At 50.2% G+C, this 19,443-nt stretch carries 12 protein-coding genes; 4 read left to right on the top strand and 8 right to left on the bottom strand.

The window, feature by feature from the left end; genetic code table 11:
• Positions 1–39: 39 nt before the first annotated feature.
• Positions 40–456, bottom strand: a complete 417-nt coding sequence (rpsF, locus tag ACO6UY_RS09640; RefSeq protein ID WP_101745436.1) for a 30S ribosomal protein S6 — start codon at positions 454–456, stop codon at positions 40–42.
• Between the two features lie 406 nt (positions 457–862).
• On the opposite strand from rpsF, the gene ACO6UY_RS09635 reads away from it, so the two are divergent.
• The 3 genes from ACO6UY_RS09635 (at position 863) to ACO6UY_RS09625 (ending at position 7,601) form a co-directional block, all read left to right on the top strand.
• Positions 863–2,632 carry an autotransporter assembly complex protein TamA gene (locus tag ACO6UY_RS09635; protein WP_422489741.1) on the top strand — a complete coding sequence of 590 codons (1,770 nt, stop codon included), beginning with the start codon at positions 863–865 and terminating at the stop codon, positions 2,630–2,632.
• On the top strand, positions 2,629–6,501 hold the full coding sequence (locus tag ACO6UY_RS09630; RefSeq protein WP_422489739.1) for a translocation/assembly module TamB domain-containing protein: 3,873 nt from the start codon (positions 2,629–2,631) through the stop codon (positions 6,499–6,501). The genes ACO6UY_RS09635 and ACO6UY_RS09630 overlap by 4 nt, the downstream gene beginning before the upstream one ends.
• Before the next feature lie 65 nt (positions 6,502–6,566).
• Complete coding sequence (locus ACO6UY_RS09625; RefSeq protein ID WP_422489737.1) at positions 6,567–7,601, top strand: hypothetical protein; 1,035 nt, start codon at positions 6,567–6,569, stop codon at positions 7,599–7,601.
• Positions 7,602–7,796: 195 nt separating this feature from the next.
• Here the strand turns inward: ACO6UY_RS09625 and rlmB are convergent, their stop codons facing one another.
• The 3 genes from rlmB to rnr all read right to left on the bottom strand — a co-directional run bounded on the left by rlmB (position 7,797) and on the right by rnr (position 12,259).
• Positions 7,797–8,531 (bottom strand): 23S rRNA (guanosine(2251)-2'-O)-methyltransferase RlmB, encoded by a 735-nt coding sequence (gene rlmB, locus ACO6UY_RS09620; RefSeq protein WP_422466603.1) that lies wholly within the window; start codon positions 8,529–8,531, stop codon positions 7,797–7,799.
• A gap of 225 nt (positions 8,532–8,756) precedes the next feature.
• Complete coding sequence (locus ACO6UY_RS09615) at positions 8,757–9,353, bottom strand: hypothetical protein (RefSeq protein WP_422489735.1); 597 nt, start codon at positions 9,351–9,353, stop codon at positions 8,757–8,759.
• A 278-nt stretch (positions 9,354–9,631) separates the two neighbouring features.
• Positions 9,632–12,259, bottom strand: coding sequence for a ribonuclease R (rnr, locus tag ACO6UY_RS09610; protein ID WP_422489733.1), 2,628 nt, complete (start codon positions 12,257–12,259; stop codon positions 9,632–9,634).
• A gap of 414 nt (positions 12,260–12,673) precedes the next feature.
• Here rnr and ACO6UY_RS09605 point away from each other — a divergent pair, with 414 nt between their 5' ends.
• The gene (locus tag ACO6UY_RS09605; protein ID WP_422489732.1) at positions 12,674–13,888 is read left to right on the top strand and encodes a hypothetical protein; all 1,215 of its coding nucleotides are present in this window, start codon (positions 12,674–12,676) and stop codon (positions 13,886–13,888) included.
• Positions 13,889–14,180: 292 nt separating this feature from the next.
• Here ACO6UY_RS09605 and ACO6UY_RS09600 read toward each other — a convergent pair whose 3' ends face one another.
• The 4 genes from ACO6UY_RS09600 to hflK all read right to left on the bottom strand — a co-directional run bounded on the left by ACO6UY_RS09600 (position 14,181) and on the right by hflK (position 18,871).
• Positions 14,181–15,473: an adenylosuccinate synthase gene (locus tag ACO6UY_RS09600; protein WP_422449885.1), complete on the bottom strand. Its 1,293-nt coding sequence runs from the start codon at positions 15,471–15,473 to the stop codon at positions 14,181–14,183.
• A gap of 28 nt (positions 15,474–15,501) precedes the next feature.
• On the bottom strand, positions 15,502–16,701 hold the full coding sequence (locus tag ACO6UY_RS09595) for an ATP phosphoribosyltransferase regulatory subunit (RefSeq protein ID WP_422449884.1): 1,200 nt from the start codon (positions 16,699–16,701) through the stop codon (positions 15,502–15,504).
• A gap of 125 nt (positions 16,702–16,826) precedes the next feature.
• Positions 16,827–17,702 carry a protease modulator HflC gene (gene hflC / locus ACO6UY_RS09590; protein WP_422449883.1) on the bottom strand — a complete coding sequence of 292 codons (876 nt, stop codon included), beginning with the start codon at positions 17,700–17,702 and terminating at the stop codon, positions 16,827–16,829.
• Entirely contained in the window at positions 17,699–18,871 is a 1,173-nt protein-coding gene (gene hflK / locus ACO6UY_RS09585) for an FtsH protease activity modulator HflK (RefSeq protein ID WP_422449882.1), read from the bottom strand. The genes hflC and hflK overlap by 4 nt, the downstream gene beginning before the upstream one ends.
• Positions 18,872–19,443: the final 572 nt, after the last annotated feature.

Here is a 19,443-nt window from a genome sequence, read left to right as displayed (position 1 = left end):
CAGGAACCTTAGCAGTCGTGAGCGACTGAGCGTCAGGTCTTACTCTTCAGACTCTTCTACTTCGTCTTCAACGGCTTCTTCAGAGGCACGTTCTTCACGGCGGTCTTCACGACGATCGTCGCGACGATCACGCTTTTCTTCAGACTGCAGCATGATAGAAGCTTCAGTGATGGCTTCATCACGACGAATGACCATGTTACGGATAACCGCGTCGTTGTAGCGGAAGTTTTCCGTCAGCTCATCCAGAGTTTCGTTACCACACTCAATGTTCATCAGAACGTAGTGAGCCTTGTGGATCTTGTTGATTGGGTAAGCCAGCTGACGACGGCCCCAGTCTTCAAGACGGTGTACCTTGCCACCATTTTCGGTGATAGCGCGAGTATAGCGCTCAACCATGGCAGGTACTTGCTCGCTCTGGTCAGGGTGGACCAGGAAAACGATTTCGTAATGACGCATTATTTGCTCCTTACGGGTTAAATAGCCTCCTGCAATTTTTATCTCCGACAGCCGTCGAAAAGATTCTATAAAGCAGTAAGGCAAGGAGAGTGTGAGCGCAGGCGCTCACCGGTTACTACATTCACAATGGCAACCCTCTTGATCGACTCTTGACCAAAAAAGCTCTACTGAGAATGAAATATACGCCGGACAGATTGGCCGGAGCATACAAAGAGCGGGAATTTTAGAGATTTGTTGCGTTGGTTGCAAGGGGAGACAAGGTCTGCCGCACTGGTAATATCCGGTGTCGATATGGTGATTTACCACTATCCATTCAACGATGAGCCTCCTGGAGGTCGATATAGCCAGAGACCGCTCCAATTTACCGTTTTTATTGCCGGGAACGCGTACCCACTATCATTGAATTATGGCCGATCACGAAAGCACAGCACTTATCCATACACCGAAACGGCGAATCGGCCTGTGGCTGCTGATCATCCTGTTTTTTTCTGCATCGGCCTGGGCAACAAAACCTCTGACCTATAAAATCAATGGGCTCGACAAAGCCTTACTGCAAAATGCGACGCTCTACCTTAATAACCTGCCTGCCATCAAACCCGAACAACTGGATGAATACCGGCAAGAAATCCGGGAGGCCCTGCAAAAATCCCTGATGGCCCTGGGCTATTACCAGCCCACCATTGACTTTCACAGCAAAAAAGCTGCCAGTCAGCTCATCATTACTATCAATCCGGGTCAGCCAGTGATTGTCCAGTCCCTGCAAATCAATCTGGAAGGTGATGCCCGGCAAGACCGGGCATTTACCCGGTTAATCAGGCAGAGCCGGTTAAAAACAGGCGATGTCCTGAATGATGGTGAATATGAGTCGCTGAAAACAGGGCTCAATAAACTGGCCCTGACCCGTGGTTATTTTGATGCAGACCTGAGTGAACACCAGATCAAAGTCTACCCGGCCAAACATCGGGCTGACATTACCCTGACCATGGAATCCGGCCAACGATACCGGTTCGGACCGGTTATTTATGACGCCCCGGTGAGCGAAGCTACCCGTGAGTTGCTGAACACCATGATCAATTTTGAGCCGGGGCAACCCTATCGCTCCGAACAGCTCAGCCAGTTGAACATGGACTTTTCTGCCACCGGTTACTTTAAATCCATTGAAGTCCGCCCTCTCAAGGACAAAGCGGTTGATGGTGAGGTTCCGATTTTCGTAAGTGTGATACCCAAAAGTGCCTGGGAGCTGGAGACCGGTATCGGTTTCTCTACAGACGAAGGTCCGAGGGTATCCCTGAGTGTCGATAACCCATGGCTGGATGAAAAAGGGCACAGTTTCACCAGCGATATCAAAGTGTCCAAAACAGGGCAGGAGCTGAGTGGGCGCTATAAAATCCCCTATGGCAACCCTCTGCTGGAATACTACAGCCTGGACAGCGGTTACCAGAGAACGTCGGTTCAGGATACCGACAGCCAGCTTGTTTCCGCTTCTATTAATAAGTGGAAAAAGCGGCCGGGTAACTGGGACCAGGACTTTTTTATCCGGGTAGATTACGAGAACTACACCCAGGGGCAGCAGAACAGCAGTAACCTGTTGCTAATACCCGGCATGTCATTTGATCGCCGGAAAGTGGTTGGTAACCCAACGGATCCCCGCTCCGGACACCTCTACAACCTGAAAATCGAAACCTCTGCCCAAGCCTGGCAATCTGATGCGGACTTTATCAAAGTGTGGGGCCGGGCCAAATGGCTGACCACGTTCTTCAAGCATCACCGATTGATCAGCCGAATTGAGCAGGGTGCCATCTGGGTGGACGACATTCAGAATATCCCGCCGTCCATTCGTTTCTTTACCGGTGGTGACCAGACGGTCCGTGGCTACAGCTATGAAAGCCTGTCCCCAAGGGACAGCAACGGCCAGCTGGTTGGCGGCCAGTACCTTTCGGTAGCCAGTATTGAATATGACTATGAAATTGCTGAAAACTGGCGGGTCGCCTTGTTTGTTGACAGCGGAACTGCAACCAACTCCTACAAAAAAGGTCAGGTTGAATGGCAAACCGGGGCTGGGCCGGGCATCCGCTGGGTGACGCCCCTGGGTCCGTTAAAACTGGACTTTGCCTTTGCGATCAGTGAGCCCGGCTCTCCCTGGCGAATCCACTTTTCCATGGGGCCGGATTTATGAACAGCGCCCCAAACCATAACTCTGAACAGGCCGGGTCTGCCCCGGCAGCGCCAGACCAACGCCCAGTGAAAAAAGTATCTCTGATCAAGCGGTGTCTATCAGTCACAGCCGTCTTCCTGCTTACCCTGATCTCACTGCTGCTGTTTACTCACACTGGCAACACCCTGCTCTGGCACCAACTGAACAATGTGCTTCCGGCGCTTGATGGGGAGCTGACGGAAGGCCAGCTGATGACAGGCTGGCATATTCAGAATCTCCGCTGGCAAGATAGCCGGATCAAGTTTCAGGCTGATGATATAACGCTGAAGTGGCAGCTTGGAAAAGTGTTAACCAGGCAGCTGCCGGTACAACTGGTGGAAGTTAAAGGCGGCAACCTTGAGATTCAGCCCGTAGCCGAAGAAATCGTGCCTTCAGCACCGCCCTCTACCGATGCAACCGTCGATATTCCCCTGGATATTCTGATCAGTCAGATCCATATCCAGGATTTTGAAGTCACCTTTTCAGGAACCACGGTGTCCCTGGAAACCTTTACCGCAGACGCCCGTCTACAGAATAGCCAGCTGTTTATCCCTGAGGTTCGGGCAGATAACCTTCAGATTGTGTTAAAAGACCAAGACAGCACAACGTCCACTCCAAAGGCTTTAACGCCGAACAAACCAACGTCGGCAGGCATTGATCTCTCAACCATCACACTGCCGGAAGTAAAACTCCCAATCCCTGTCAGCCTGGAAAATTTCACACTAACCAATGCCCGCTACCAGCAGGGTGATATTGATGAAACCCTGAAAGCGCTGGCGCTGAGTTTCAACTGGCAAGCGACTCATATCACTAACCTGACACTTAAGGCAGAACAAACCAAGGCCAATATTCATTTAAACGGCGAAATACAGCTAGCTGAAAACTATCCATTAAGCCTGACCCTGAATACCACTATTCTGGATAACTTCAATATTCCTGAGCTGGCAGCCATGAAAGGGGATAAGCTAGCACTGGCAGCCTCGGGCGATCTTAGCCAACTGCAACTGCGGCTTGCCACACAGGGCTCCATCAATGCATTGCTGGAAGGAAATATTGGCCCTCTTGCCCCCAACTTCCCCCTGAGCGTTGCCCTGAAATGGCATGAATTCCAATGGCCGCTGCAAGAAAGTGCCTCCGGGGTTTCATCCGACAATGGCTTAGCCAGGATCACTGGCAATCTGAATCAGTACCAGCTCTCACTGAACACATCCATTAAAGTGGCTGAGCAACCAGCAACTCAACTGCGTTTAGATGCCTCTGGCAGTTTGCAGCAGCTGGATATTAAAACACTGTCACTTAGCCCTGATGATGAAAGCAATCTTTCCGAAAATCCCTTGGAACTGACCGGAACAGTTAACTGGCAAGATGGCATTCATTGGCAAGGTCACATTCTGCTGTCAAAACTACAGCCAGAAGTATGGCTAAGGGAATTTCCCGGCACGCTGAGCGGCAAAGTAACCACTCAATTTACGATGACCGATGGTTTATGGCAGCTCAGCATTCCGGAACTGATGATCAATGGCTCATTACTGAATAACCCTCTTGAGTTGACCGGAAAACTGGCATCCGACAACCAGGTCGGGCCTATGGCCGCTTTACCCTTCAACGTGAATATTCACAGCTTTTATGCAGCGTTTGGCGAGAACCGCCTTAACATCAGTGGACAAATCGCAGAACAGTTATCCCTGAGCGCCAAACTGGATGCCAGCTCTCTGGATAGGATTACCCCGGAGCTGAAAGGCTCGTTACAAGGCAGCGTTCAGCTATCAGGGAGCGATAAACATCCAAAGCTTTTATTCAGCTTTGATAGCCCATCCCTAGAGGTTGAACAGACCAGTATCAACCGGTTACAAGTGAACGGCGAATTGACCAGAGCCACCTTACTGGAAGGTAAAACCACGGTTAAGGCAGACTCTCTCAACAGTGGCAATATTCAGCTGAAAAACGTGCTGCTAAATGCCAGTGGCAGTGAACGGAATCATCAAATATCCCTGAAAACTCAGGGTGAGCCGGTATCCGGCGAGTTACAGATTAACGGAGTCTGGCAGGGTACCCACGGTAACAGCCATGGCAAATGGCAGGGGGAGTTAGCCAGTGCCAGGGTAATCACACCGGTGGATGCCTGGTCTCTGGAGCAGCCTGTTACCATCGGGCTGAATGCCACCAACAAAGAAGTGAAACTGACGGATCAATGCTGGCTTGCCAAACCGGCAAGGCTCTGTATTGATGCATCACAATTTTCAGCCAACCGTGGAACAACACGCTTCCGGCTATCAGACTTTAACCTGTCAACCCTGAAACCACTCCTGCCAGGCAACCTTAACTGGCAGGCCATACTGTCGGGCCGTGGCGATATCCAATGGGATAACGGTCAGCCCATAGCTCATATCCAAATCCAGACGACGCCGGGTGAAATCACCAGCAACTCAGATCAGCCTTTATCAGTGAACTATCAAACGCTCTCCACCGTGATTAATCTGAATGAGGGTGATCTGCAGGCAGAGTTTGACTTTGACTCAAAACAGCTGGGGGACGCCCACATCCATCTGGCCATCGACAACATGCACAGTGACCAGACCCTGAGTGGACAAGCCAGACTGCAGGATATGCGCCTGTACTTTCTGCAACCACTGATTCCGGATATCAGTCATATTGATGGTATTTTATCCGCTGACACACGCATGGGTGGAACCCTGAAAGACCCCTTGCTGTTTGGCAACCTGAAACTCCGTGCAGGACAGCTGGCCGCTAAACAGGAAATGGTCAAAGTCAGCCATCTGATCACTGAGCTGAATGTGGATGGCAATAAAGGCGCAGTCAGTGGCAGCATGAAGATAGACGACGGTGAAGTGAAGCTGTCAGGTCATCTTGACTGGCAACAGATGCCCCCTTCCGGTGTCATCGATATAACAGGGCAAAACCTGGGAGCCAGAGTGCCGGGCATCCTCCAGCTGAAAGCCTCCCCCGATTTAAGGCTGACCATTGGAGCCGCGCAAACCCTGACCGGGAACATCACCATTCCCTGGGCAAGAGCGAACATCAAACAACTGCCCAAACAGGCCGTCAACCCCTCTGATGATGTGGAGATTATCACTCCGGGAACCAGAAAAGCACTGCTGCGTGCCGGTCCGCCCTTCTCCATGGATGTGAATGTGATTTTAGGTAAAGACATCAAGATCGACGCCTATGGGCTGAAATCAGACCTTGGCGGCCAACTGCTGCTGGATCTGCAACCCGAAAAACCAATGACTGCCAATGGTTCTATTCAACTGACCAACGGCCGCTATCATCAATTCGGTCAGGATCTGCTGATTAAAGAGGGCCATATTATTTTCTCCGGCCCGCTATCCAGCCCGTACCTGTCGGTGAACGCTATTCGCAACCCTGACAGCATAGAAGACGATGTATTAATAGGCATGCAGGTGAGCGGTGCCCCCTCCCGGCCGGAGTTTTCTATCTATTCGGACCCATCCATGCCACAGCAGGAACAGTGGTCTTATCTGCTCAGAGGGCGGGGACTCGAAGATGGTGACAGTTCGGCAGTGCAATCCATGCTGATCGGTTTCGGTGTCAGCCAGTTTGGCGGCGTAGTGACTTCCATTGGTGAAAAAATCGGCCTCTCGGATGTCACGCTCGACACCCAGGGCAGCGGTGATGACACCCGGGTCACCATTGGCGGGACGATTGCGCCGGGCCTGCGGGTGCAATATGGCGCAGGTGTTTTTGACTCTATCGCTGAAGTTAAGGTGCGCTACGAACTAATGCCGCGACTTTACCTTCAGGCCGTTAGCGGCATTGCCCAGGCTATCGACCTTTTCTACCAGTTTACAATTGCGACAGAAAAAAAATAGACCTATTAAGATTTAATGAATTCAATGAGAGGTACTGACTTCCGAAAATTTTGCATCGTTATTAATTGGTAAAAAAATACATTGGCTACCTGGAGGAAGGAAACTTAATTTTAGAAAAATGGTCAGATATTGGGCCAAATATCAAGAACTATATGAAGATAGTCTTTGTTTTTCCAAAATTGAGGTTACCAGTCATGCACGGTGTAAATAACGGTGATGTTGCAAGAAACACTTATAATCCCCAACAGGAAAACAAGAATGAAAAAATGGATACTACAGTGTCGCAAGGGGAAAGTGGAACCACTAATCCCATTGCTCACAGAACATGTATTTCGACAGAGGGTGCAGCTGCATCGAGCTCTGTACAGGCTGCCAGCGCCTTATCCGGTGCGCCTACAGTCCACTTGACTAAAACATTTTACCGTCCCAAGGATAAAGAACCTCTTATTTTTGCGGAAGAACACCTTATGACACACGGAGACTTCAGGGATATACTATCTAAACACATGGATGTCTATGCAGTAGTAACGGATGATCGTAATGATATTGGAGCTGTCAACATTTTGGCCATCGGGAAACCAAAATTCCAATTAGACGACCTGAAGGGAAGATTCCATACTTGCGTTTTTCAATCTATACCATCATTAAAAGAATCACCTTACAGTTCTGAGTTGTTAGGTATCTCCCTTAATCAAACTTGTTGGATTGTTGATGACTTCTGCAAAAAACTTAAAAAAAAGAATGATAAGGATCATGAAACAATGAATTCGATTGAACGGTCAATATTTAATAAATTAAAACCAAAATATGATTTAAAAAAAACCTCGCTTTCACGTATTGTTACTCATAATAATTTCCTGGAAGATATCAACCCTGAGGAAGCAAGATTTATTTTGGAAAAAAGCTTCTATGCCTCTATCAAAGAGATGAAGAGACAAGTCTCTACTCCTCATGAGAATAGCCTGAACTCAGAAGCAACAATCAACGATCTTCCGGAGATCCTTTGCAGTTATAAAGATCGTATGGCTTGGGGACGTTATCACAGCTGGAAGTTAAATCATCTTGATAAAACATTACTCAAAAATGCCAAATGGGAATAGCTTTTCCTCAGATGAGTCCGGCTAATCCTTTATTATTGCGTTTTTTTTGGGCAATTAGATGCGTATCGTCAATATGGAACAACCGAAGAACGACCATTGAATAAGCCAATGCCCCAAAGCCAGTCTTTTTGAACTGGCTTGTTGAATCGATGATTTATCCAAAGGGCAGATTCAGTGAAATCAGAGTGGTGACAATCATCGTCGCTGTCGAACCGCCTCAAATAAACACACCCCGGTAGCAACCGACACATTGAGGCTACTGACAGAACCGGCCATTGGAATAAAAATCAGCGAATCACACAGGTCTCTGGTCAGGCGACGCATTCCTTTACCTTCTGCGCCCATGACCAGAGCCAGAGGACCGGTTAAATCCGACCGATAAATATTGCCGGAACTCTCGCCTGCGGTACCAATCATCCAGATACCTCGCTCCTTGAGCCATTCCATACTCCGTGCCAGGTTGGTCACCTGAATCAGAGGTACATTGTCTGCTGCACCACAGGCCACTTTGGTTGCTGTAGCATTGAGACTGGCAGACTTATCCCTGGGCACAATCACCGCATGTACACCTGCCGCATCGGCAGTCCGCAGGCAGGCCCCAAGATTGTGAGGGTCCGTAACGCCATCCAGAATCAGGAGAAAGGGTGGTTCATTCAGCCCATCAAGAATATCCTCCAGGTCTTCTTCCCGGTAAACCCGGGCGGCAGAGACTCTGGCCATAATACCCTGATGCACACCCTCCGCTTTGGCATCAAGACGACTGCGTTCAACAAATCGGACGGAAACGCCCTGATCTCTGGCCTGATCAACCAGGGCATTGATTCGCTTATCCGTACGACCTTTCTGGATCTGAAGCTCCAGTATTCTTTCGGGTGATCGTTCAAACAGGCTCTGCACTGCATGCAGGCCAAATACTACGTCATTGCTCATTGATTTCTCATTTGAAAGCCTTTACAGGCCATAAAAAGGGGGATTTTAGCAAAACTGGAAGGACAGGAGTTATTGCTGATGTTTTAACACTGATATGTTAACGAAAACGGCCAGAATAAGCATGACCTATGCGCTACCGGACTCATTTCCAGTTAGCTAAATTCTGCATCAACCTCGACCGAGGAGGCTGGCCGAGTATGCGTAACAATAGCTCGGCCAAACATTTTAATCGTCTTTTTTAAAGAAATAATTACCAACAGCCTCGACAGTAGACCCGATAGCAGACGAGGTAGCAAGACTAGCAGCCCCGACAGTCCCCATACAGACACTGGTAGCAACACCTGTCGCAACACCTTTGGCAACACCAGTACCAACATCGCTGGTAGCCCTTTCACCCTGAACAGAACCCCAGAAGGCCCCGATAGCAAATCCAGCTAAGGCAATCAAGGCAGGCCCGGCAGCAAGCTCAGCACAAGCAGCAAACCCGGCACTATCAACCCCGACAGCAGCAGACCCGGTAGCCCCGATAGCAAACCCGACTAAAGCCGAGGGAGCAACCGGGAGAGTGAGCGTCAAAGTAGCCTGACAAAGAAATTTAATGGTTTTTTTCGAAACAGCTACTAAACGATCCTGCAATGGAATACTTTCTATCTCATTATCAGTAAACTGTTTTTCACAGGAGAGATAATTTTTTTGGTCAGAACTTTCCACGCATTCCCGTGTACCTGAACGGCCAGAAGAATCTTTGCATTTTGTACTATCTTTTATTTTATTTATTGAACCAAAGTCCATTTTTGGATTAGAAGCGATAATTTGGTCCATATCAAACCTTCCGTTTTAATTAATGTTTGTTACAGCTAATAGATATTTATATTTGGTTTTAGTTCCCTATGAACACTAAGATATTTAACCAATTCTGCCGCTAAGGTGTTTTCCTTGCCCGGAAAGTGATCGTTAAATAAAAACTCTTCTCAATCCGGAAACAAAAAGGCCGCTGTGAAGCGGCCTGATTTCAAAAGACATATCGTTAAAGCAGACAGACTCCCGGAGTAACCCAAGGAGCCAGGCAGCAATGATTGATAATACCTGTGGTGCGAAGCTTATTGACTGATCTTCCGTTTACGAGGCTGTTTACCCGTCGGCTTTGAGGCTTTGGCTGAATCAGACTTCCGGGCGCTGCTGGCTTTCTTCTTACCGGCAGTCTTCTTTTTGCCGGAAGCGGTTGGCTTGCCCTTTTTACCGGTTGTTTTGGCGGATTTCCTGCCTTTCGTCCTACGGCCGGATGGCTTACCGTCTTCGGCAGAGCCCTTAGCGGATGAAGAGCCCTTGGCGGATGAACTGCCTTTCCCTTTTTTAGCCGCCTCTTCAGCAGCCCTGGCTTCTCTGAGCAGTTTTTCCTTGGCCGCTGCCGACTTGAATCGACTGCCAAGTGCCGCGCTTCCGGATGAACGGGATTTTTTCGCCGAACCAGACTTACCGGATGATTTTCTTCTTCCCGGCCTGCTAAGTGCTGACAGCAGTTCAAAGTCGATCTTCTTATCGTCCAGATTCACCTTACTGACCATCACCTCCAACTCATCGCCCAGACCAAACCGGCGACCGGTGCGCTCACCGCGCATGCAATGATGAACATTGTCGTAAATATAATAGTCATCCGGCAGGCTGGTCACATGAACCAATCCCTCGACATAGACATCTTTCAGCTCAACAAACAACCCGAATCCGGTCACTGAAGAGACAATACCGCTGAAGGTCTGACCAATATGCTGCTGCATATAGTCGCACTTCAGCCAGTCCATGGCATCGCGGGTTGCCAGATCAGCCCGTCGCTCTGTGGTGGAACAGTGCTCTCCCAGTGCCTGAATATCGCCGGCGTTATAGGGGTAGATGCGCTTTTCAGGTATGGGGCTGGCCCCCACACGAACCACATGCCGGGAGGGGCTCTCTGAGCGGATAATATGACGAATCGCCCTGTGTACCAGCAGGTCAGGGTAACGGCGGATGGGCGAGGTAAAGTGTGCATAAGCCTTGAAGGCCAGGCCAAAATGCCCCTGATTATCACCACTGTAGACTGCCTGACTCATTGAGCGAAGAACCACGGTCTGAATCACATGGTAATCAGGACGATCTTTCACCCTAAGCAACAATGCCTGAATATCACGGGGGGTGATTTTGCCTGAGGGAAGTGCCAGCCCCAAACTGCCAATAAAGCTGTTCAGGTTAAGCTTCTTCTCCAGCGTCGGCCCTTCGTGCACACGATAAAGCCCCGGGAGTTTGTGCTTTTCCAGGAACTTTGCCGCACACACATTGGCGCACAGCATACACTCTTCAATCAACTTGTGGGCGTCATTACGCTCCCTGGGCACAATCTGCTCAATCTTGCGGTGGCGACCAAAAATAATCTGGGTCTCCACCGTATCAAAATCAATCGTGCCACGCTCTGCCCGTACGGATACCAAGGTCTTGTAGAGCGAGTACAGATGCTCAAGGTGTGGCACTAATGGCTGGTACTGCTTCCGTAGCGCCCGGCCCTCATCACTGAGGGACAACATATCCCAGACTTTGGTATACGTCAGCCGGGCATGGGAGCGGATAACACTCTCATAGAATTTGTAGCCGGAAATCTTGCCTTTGCCACTGATGGTCATTTCACAGACCATTGCCAGTCGATCTACTTCGGGGTTCAGGGAGCACAAACCATTGGACAGAACCTCCGGCAACATGGGAATCACATGCCCCGGGAAGTAAACCGAAGTCCCCCGGTTAAACGCTTCCTTGTCCAGGGCTGAGCCCGGTTTCACATAGTGGGAAACATCGGCAATCGCAACAAACAGACGCCAGCCGCCGCCTTTTTTTGACTCACAATAAACCGCATCATCAAAATCACGGGCATCTTCCCCATCAATTGTGACAAACGGCGTTGCCCGTAAATCGACCCGGCAATCTTTGTCCGACTCTGCGACCTCAGTGGTAAAACCCTTGCACTGTTTTTCCACCGCTTCCGGCCAGTCATGGGGAATATTATGGGTGCGAACAGCAACCTCGACCTCCATGCCGGCATCGGCTCTGCCACCGAGAATTTCCTTAACAATGCCCATAGGCATGTTGCGACGGCCGGGCTGCCGGGTAATTTCCAGCAGAATATATTGTCCCTCCGTGGGCATCAGCGGGCCCGGCTGAACAATAATCTCCCGGCTGATACGGGGGTTTTCAGGCACCATAAAGGCCGCACCAGACTCGGTATAGTAACGACCGACAACCTGTGTCGTATTTCTCTCAATCACCTCAACCAGCTGGCCTTCCCTGCGGCCACGATGATCGACACCTGATTCACGCACAACCGCACGGTCACCATCAAACAGCTGACGCATCTCACGGGGGGAAAGGTAGAGATCTTCACCACCACCATCCGGCATTAAAAAGCCAAATCCTTCTTTATTACCCTGAACTACCCCTTTAATAAGATTCAGCTTACTGATCAGGGCAAAGGCATTCTTGCGATTTTGCAGCAGCTGACCATCGCGGATCATCGCCTTAAGGCGGAACATCAGTGCTTCCTGCTGTTCTTCGTCGTTTATACCCAGTGCACGACATAACGCCTGATGGCTGACCGGAGCCCCGCGTTGCTCAAGGTATTCCATGATGTACAGACGACTGGGGATCGGGTTTTCATAGCGCTCTGCTTCGAGAGATGCCTGACTATCCTGGCTTTTCCACCCTTTTGACATGGGCTTATTGCACCTCTTTTAGGGCGTATGGCAGCCCGGGGCTGCCTGGTGAAAATGAAAATCTACAATCATGATATCTTTCTTCAAAGGCCATGGAGGGGGGAGAAGTCAACATTGAATCCATTCTGTATTAGTACATGCATCAGACTATTAATGCAAAGGGAGAAAGTGAAAAGAGAGAATAACAAAAGAATAGCTGATCTCAGTGTTATGCCAAAACAACCGGTGGAGACAGTGTAAAGCAAGCCGGACCCCTGAAGGCAAATGATACTTCCCCCGGACAGATCAACAGAAAAAACTGCTTGAGACCGGGAACTTATTGACTGGCAGGTAAGTCCGATTCATTGATTGCTGGAACTCCGGGGTTTGCAAGCGCCAATCCCGAAACATCATAAATTCAACGAAGTCAGAAGCATGATACACAGTAGCAGCCCTGCCCCCATCCAGATTGGCAATCAATCGCCGAATGCCACTGATGCACCACCGTATCGGGCAACCCGGCGGACTTCCCGTCAGAAGCTCACCCTCCGTTGCCATCAAGCCATCAATTTGATTTCTCTGAAATTCAAGAGTCGTGAAGCGACATTGTTACGGGCTGCAACAACCGGTGATGTGCCACTGATCAGGCGCCTGGTTCGCCAGCACACTTTAGCCAACGGTAACTCTGTTGGGACAGGGCTGGAAGACGCGGCGGCCAAAGCGGCGGCAAACGGCAAGGCAGAAGCATTGGAGTTATTGCTTGAGTTTGGGGCCTACCCGAATTATGCGTTGGCGGGTGAGAATTTTCTGATCCCCCCAAGAAGAATGTTTGATGCGCGGGGACGCCGTCGCCAGTATCATGTTACAGAAAAGCTGACACCAGAAATAGTGAGTATATTGCTTAATAATATTTATATTCGCCCTGAAGTCACCATCAGGCTTGGGGATACCGGGGGCCATTATCTGCGTTTTACGCCAAAGGAATTAATCAACAGCAACCCTGGCAATATCAACAGGGAAGTAATCTGTAAAATGCTTGCCAGTCACAATCGAGTCGATGTGAACACGGAGATCTCTTTTTACCAAACGGGTGCGTTCGCTCTATCCAGCAAAGTAGATAATCAGAGTTTTTATCCACATCCACAAAGTCCTTACATCCACGTAAATTTTATTGGCCAGACCCTGATGTTTGATAACTTCGGCCTGACTGAGCATCTGCTTACAGACCAGACTCTGAATCTGGATCCCGGCTTACCCATCGGCACAGGAGCCGCTGAAAACCTGCTGATTATTTTTATGGACAAGTACTGCAAAGGATGTTTTCGCAAATTAAACCAGCGTTTTGATATTTTACTCAACGCTCTAAGGGACAAAATTGCCAACTCTGGCACCTTTCGCAACCAACTTTTGGCCAGCGAAAATGAGCTGTTCAAACAGCAATTTCTCACACTGTTTGCTATCGGGCATCAGGACAGGCATGACCCATCCCCTGCTGATTTTCAACATCTTAACTGCGATCAACTAAACAATAAAATTATGGACATATTTATGACCACATCTTATGAAGCCCCGCCCGATTATCATTGTCTTTACCCAAGTCCACCACCGAGTTATGACTCAGTTATTGCAGGTGACTTTGAAAGCGCTTAAAAAATTGATGTCAAAACCATAACTACTGACAATATCACCCTAGTACATGGTTTCAATGAGTTTGGCGTGTACGATCTCCGTTCACCCTGAGCGGAGTCGAAGGGTGCTTGGCACGATCTATCAGAGTCCGGAGTTTCCGCCTTTAGGCCCTATGGGTCCTTCGACAAGCTCAGAACGAACGGAGTGCGGAGGCACGACAACCCGTCAAACTCATTGAAACCATGTACTAGGTATAAAGCCGGTTTGTCCAATGATAAACCGGCGATTTTGTCACAGAGGCCAATCCTGATGATCAGGCAAACGGCGGACACAGAACGATAGTTTCTACACGGTCCGGTCCGGTGGAAATAATATCAATCGGTGCACCGGTGACTTCTTCAAGACGCTTGATATAAGCCAGCGCATTGGCAGGCAGCTCATCAAGGCTCTTCGCACCAAATGTCGACTCACTCCAGCCCGGCATCTCTTCATAGACAGGCTGAACCGACTCGTACTCTTCAACATCAACAGGCGTGGTAATGGACTCACCATCAGCATTCTTGTAATCCACGCAAATGCGGATTGTTTCCAGACCGTCAAGTACATCCAGTTTGGTCAGGCAGAGGCCACTGACCGAGTTGATCTGAATAGCCTGTCTCAGGGCTACGGCATCAAACCAGCCACAACGGCGTGGACGACCGGTCGTAGCACCAAACTCATTACCGACTTTGGCCAGATGGCGGCCATTTTCGTCATCCAACTCTGTCGGGAAGGGGCCTGAACCTACACGGGTGGTGTAAGCCTTGGTAATACCCAGGACATAATCCAGGTACAGCGGACCAAAACCAGTCCCCGTAGAGGTACCACCTGCGGTGGTGTTGGATGACGTGACAAACGGGTAAGTGCCGTGGTCGATATCCAGCAGAGAACCCTGGGCACCTTCAAACAGAATGTGGTCACCACGCCCATGATGCTCATGCAGACGGTCTGAAACACGATCAATCATCGGAATCAGTTCCCTGGCCATGGCCAGCGTGTCATCCAGAACGGTCTGGTAATCTACGGCTTCTGTCTTGTAGTAGTGCTGCAGGGCAAAGTTGTGATAATCCATCACTTCTTTCAGCTTTCTGGCAAAACGTTCAGGGTGCAGCAGATCAGCAACACGTAAACCTCGGCGAGCTACCTTGTCTTCATAGGCAGGACCGATACCACGCCCCGTCGTACCGATTTTGGCTTCGCCACGGGCCAGCTCACGGGCCTGATCCAGCGCCACATGGTAAGGCAGAATCAGAGGACAGGCAGGGCTGAGTTTCAGGCGCTCGCGCACAGGAATACCGGTTTCTTCCAACTGCTTCATCTCTTTCAGCAACGCTTCAGGAGACAGCACAACACCGTTACCGATGTAACAAACCACATCTTCCCGCAGGATTCCGGAAGGAATCAGGTGCAGAACGGTTTTCTCACCATTAATAACAAGGGTGTGTCCGGCATTATGGCCGCCCTGGAAGCGAACAACAGCTTCCGCCTGCTCGGTCAGCAGGTCGACAATCTTGCCTTTACCTTCATCACCCCACTGGGTGCCAAGTACGACAACAGTCTTACCCATGGAATCGGTCTCTTAGTTTCAATGCAATTTATAACGGTTCAACCAACCATTCGCCGTCACGGCAGATCAGCTGATGGTTGCAACCCATACCTGCTGCGTCTGTCGCTTGCCCGGGCAGCTGGCGAACTACCCGCTCCCCCTGCCGACGCAGGGACTGCACCAGGGCAGCATCCGCATCAACAGGCGCAAAAATGGTCTTGCCTTCGGTACAGTCTTCTGTACTTTCTGTTTTCAGCTCCAGCAACGCCTTAAGCTCCATAAGCGTCTTGAGGTCAGTGCTGAAACCGGTCGCAGGGCGTGATCGGCCGAAGGCTTCACCGATCCCATCATAGCGCCCACCTTTGGCGATTGCCTGCCCCTGACCGGGCAGATAAGCCGCAAAAACGACACCTGTATGATAGTTGTAGCCCCTGAGTTCGCCCAGGTCGAAATAGAAGTCAGCACCCGGATAAAGACTGGTAATCTCTCTGGCAATCAACCCGAGTTCATCCAGAGCAGTGGCAACGCCCTCAGGACCATCAGCCAGCTCACCCCTGGCCCGTTCCAGTATTTCTGGACCACCGGCCAGATTGGGCAGGCTTTTCAGCATTCGGGCAGACCCTGCGCTGATATCCCACTGATTGACCAGCTGTTCAACTTCAGAGATCGCCTTGCGCTGCAAGGCATCAAAAAGCGCCAGCTCCTGATCACCGGACAGCCCGGCCTGAGATGCCAGCAACCGGTAAATCTGCACATGCCCAAGATCCAGACTGACTGAATCGGCCTCCACCTGAGCCAGGGTTTCCAGCATCAGGGAAATCACTTCCAGGTCACTTGCCACGCCAGAATGACCATACAGCTCTGCACCGATCTGGATGGGTGACCTTGAAGCCCCGAGGGAAGCGGGGCGGGTATGAAAGACACTGCCTGAATAACAAAGTCTTACCGGCCCATCCACTTTCAGGGTATGGGCATCAATTCTGGCCACCGCCGGTGTGGTATCTGCCCTTAATCCCATGGTTCTACCGGTCAGCTGATCGGTTACCTTGAAGGTTTGCAGATCCAGGTCATGACCGACACCTGCCGTCAGTGACTCGATAAATTCCAGATGGGGAGGAATCACCAGTTGGTAACCCCAGCGGTCAAACAGGTCGAGTATGTCGCGCCTTAACTTTTCAGCACAACGGGCTCTGCCGGGAAGAATTTCCTCAATTCCATCAGGGAGCAGCCAGCGATCAGCGACGGTCATAACAGCCTCTCTTATTGTTACTGTGGAAGTTTTTTCTTCGCTACTTGCCCACACACGAAAAAACCGGGCGAGGCCCGGTTTTGATAATATTACCACGGTTTTTTAGCGCTGGCAGCAAGAGTTCATTATTTGCCTTGCTTATCGTGATTAAAGTAGCGGAAGAAATCACCTTTTGGTTCTATCAGCATGACGTTACCGGACTCTCCGAAGCTCTCTTTGTAGGCCTGAAGGCTACGATAGAAGGCATAGAATTCCCGATCCTGCCGATACGCTTTGGCATAAATCTCAGCTGACCTGGCATCCCCGTCACCGCGGATCATTTCAGACTGACGGTAGGCATCGGCCAGAACCACCTGCTTCTCACGGTCGGCATTCGCCATGATACCTTCTGCCATCTCCTGACCACGGGAACGATAGTCCTGGGCCTCTTTCTCACGCTCGGATGACATCCGCTCAAATACCGAGTCACTGACCTGGGGAGGCAGGTCAATCCGCTTGATACGTACATCCATAACACTGACCCCCAGCTCATCCTGGGCAACTTCATTCAGCGTTGTGGTCAGCTCTTCCATCATCTCGTCACGCTGGCCGGACACCACTTCGTTCAGAGTGAGGCTACCAAACTGGTTCCGCATGCTGGACTCAGCACGCTGGGCAAGCAGGTTACTGGCACGGAATACATCGCCTGCCGTTGCGCGGTAGAAGTCGTAGACGTTGTGAATGCGCCACTTGATGTAGGAATCGACAATCACGGCCTTCTGCTCAAGGGTCAGGAAGCGCTCGGATGGCACATCCAAAGTCTGCAGACGGCCATCAAACACCTTAACCTTGTCAACCAGCGGGATTTTCACATGCAGGCCCGGAGGGATACTGTCACGTACTACCTGACCAAAACGAAGTTGCACCGCCCTCTCCCGTTCGGAGATAACGAATAAACTTCCCCATGCCAGTATTACAACAACCAGAGAAATAATCAGTCCAGTGAAGGCTTTCTGACTCATCGACTTACCCTCCCCCCACTGACTCGCGAGCTATTGACGCGTTTATTCAATTCTTCTGTCACCCGGGTGGTAATCTCGTTTAATTCCTGGGCAGATAACTGTCTGGATGGCACTTTGCTGCTACCATGGGACTGTGTCAGTTTATCCAGCGGCAGATACATCATGTTATTGCCACCTTCAACATCCACCAGTACCTTGCTGGATTTACTGAACACGTCTTCAATCGCCTCAATATATAGACGCTCGCGGGTTACTTCAGGTGCCTGTTGGTACTCACCCAACAGTTTCACGAAACGATCCGCCTCACCCTCTGCCTTGGCAACTACCTCATCACGGTAACCGTTGGCACTCTCAATAATACGCTGAGCCTGACCACGGGCTTCCGGAATGATCTTGTTGGCATACACCTGGGCCTTGTTCTTGGCCCGTTCTTCATCTTCACGGGCGCGGATAACGTCATCAAACGCTGCCTGCACTTCTTTGGGAGGATGGGCGCTCTCAATGTTTACCTTGGCAACATTAAGGCCGGTACCGTAGCTGTCCAGATAAGCCTGAAGGCGATCACGCACTTCGATACCCATCACCTCACGACCTTCGGTCAACACCTGGTACATCTCGGAGCCACCGACAACATGACGCAATGCACTCTGTGTCGCTTCTTCCAGACTGACCAGCGGCTTAGCAACGTTGAGAACATAGTGCTTGATATCATCAATGTTGTACTGAACCGACATGGCCACCTCGACGATGTTCTCGTCTTCGGTCAACATTTGCTGCAAGAGGTTATAGGTCCGAAGTTCAGTCACCCGTTCCTGAAACTTGGTTTCAATGGGAGGGAAGTACATATGCAGGCCAGGGCCAACCGTCTCTGCATACTCACCAAAGCGCAGGATGACGGCCTGCTCTTTTTCATCAACGGTATAGACCGCATTCCAGATGTAGGCTGCAACAGCGAGTATCAGAATGCCAATAAAAATGCCGGAAGAGGAGCCTGCCTGAGCACCACCACCGGAGCCACCACCGCCTTTGCGGCTTCCCCCAAACATGGAATTCAGTTTTTCCTGAAATTTGCGAAAAGCATCGTCCAGGTCCGGTGGTCCTTGCTTATCGCCTTTGTTACCACCGCCCCATGGATCCTGGTTGTTTCCACCCGGCTCGTTCCAGGCCATATATGTCTCCGTAGAGTCAGCATCAGATTGAATTTTGGTTTGAGCATCCCTGTTACTGGGGACAACAGGCGATTAAATCCATTGCCGGTCCATCAGAGGATGTGCACACCATAGTTACCTACAGACCTTGAGAGTCCCAGGTATGACATGACGTCGCAGGATAAATTTCCAGAGCAGTCATCAACTTCCACTTCGCCCTTCACTGCAACACAGGAGCGTAAAAAATGCAATGTATCCGTACCGTCCGGAATCCTGACCAGCCTTTACAGGCACTCAATAAGACGTACCCGGTAAAGATAGTTCCTGAGCCAGATTGTAGAGTTTGGATAGCGAATAGCGCAAGCCGAATTGGTAAAGACCGCAACGGATTTTCTTTACAAACACCAAATCAGAGCTGTTTCGCCCAAATTTCATCCATCTGTCCTGATGAAATATTCTGTCCAGCGAGGAACGCTTTTTATCATCTGCGGCTACACTTTTTGACCGCATAAACAGTACATACTGTTACTGGCACACAGCCAGCAGAGACAGCGAGAAGGTAATATTGAAGATAAAAGACATCGTACGTATTG

This window comes from Endozoicomonas sp. ALE010, assembly GCF_049310165.1.
In the GTDB taxonomy this organism is placed as follows: domain Bacteria; phylum Pseudomonadota; class Gammaproteobacteria; order Pseudomonadales; family Endozoicomonadaceae; genus Endozoicomonas.
Note: the sequence above shows the minus strand (reverse complement) of the source record. Positions and strands in the feature narration are given on the sequence as shown.

What these genes read in the sequence shown, in the direction of transcription:
- rpsF (WP_101745436.1), bottom strand. Translation starts at nt 456, where the DNA reads ATGCGTCATTACGAAATCGTTTTCCTGGTCCACCCTGACCAGAGCGAG.
- ACO6UY_RS09635 (WP_422489741.1), top strand. Translation starts at nt 863, where the DNA reads ATGGCCGATCACGAAAGCACAGCACTTATCCATACACCGAAACGGCGA.
- ACO6UY_RS09630 (WP_422489739.1), top strand. Translation starts at nt 2,629, where the DNA reads ATGAACAGCGCCCCAAACCATAACTCTGAACAGGCCGGGTCTGCCCCG.
- rlmB (WP_422466603.1), bottom strand. Translation starts at nt 8,531, where the DNA reads ATGAGCAATGACGTAGTATTTGGCCTGCATGCAGTGCAGAGCCTGTTT.
- ACO6UY_RS09615 (WP_422489735.1), bottom strand. Translation starts at nt 9,353, where the DNA reads ATGGACCAAATTATCGCTTCTAATCCAAAAATGGACTTTGGTTCAATA.
- rnr (WP_422489733.1), bottom strand. Translation starts at nt 12,259, where the DNA reads ATGTCAAAAGGGTGGAAAAGCCAGGATAGTCAGGCATCTCTCGAAGCA.
- ACO6UY_RS09605 (WP_422489732.1), top strand. Translation starts at nt 12,674, where the DNA reads ATGATACACAGTAGCAGCCCTGCCCCCATCCAGATTGGCAATCAATCG.
- ACO6UY_RS09600 (WP_422449885.1), bottom strand. Translation starts at nt 15,473, where the DNA reads ATGGGTAAGACTGTTGTCGTACTTGGCACCCAGTGGGGTGATGAAGGT.
- ACO6UY_RS09595 (WP_422449884.1), bottom strand. Translation starts at nt 16,701, where the DNA reads ATGACCGTCGCTGATCGCTGGCTGCTCCCTGATGGAATTGAGGAAATT.
- hflC (WP_422449883.1), bottom strand. Translation starts at nt 17,702, where the DNA reads ATGAGTCAGAAAGCCTTCACTGGACTGATTATTTCTCTGGTTGTTGTA.
- hflK (WP_422449882.1), bottom strand. Translation starts at nt 18,871, where the DNA reads ATGGCCTGGAACGAGCCGGGTGGAAACAACCAGGATCCATGGGGCGGT.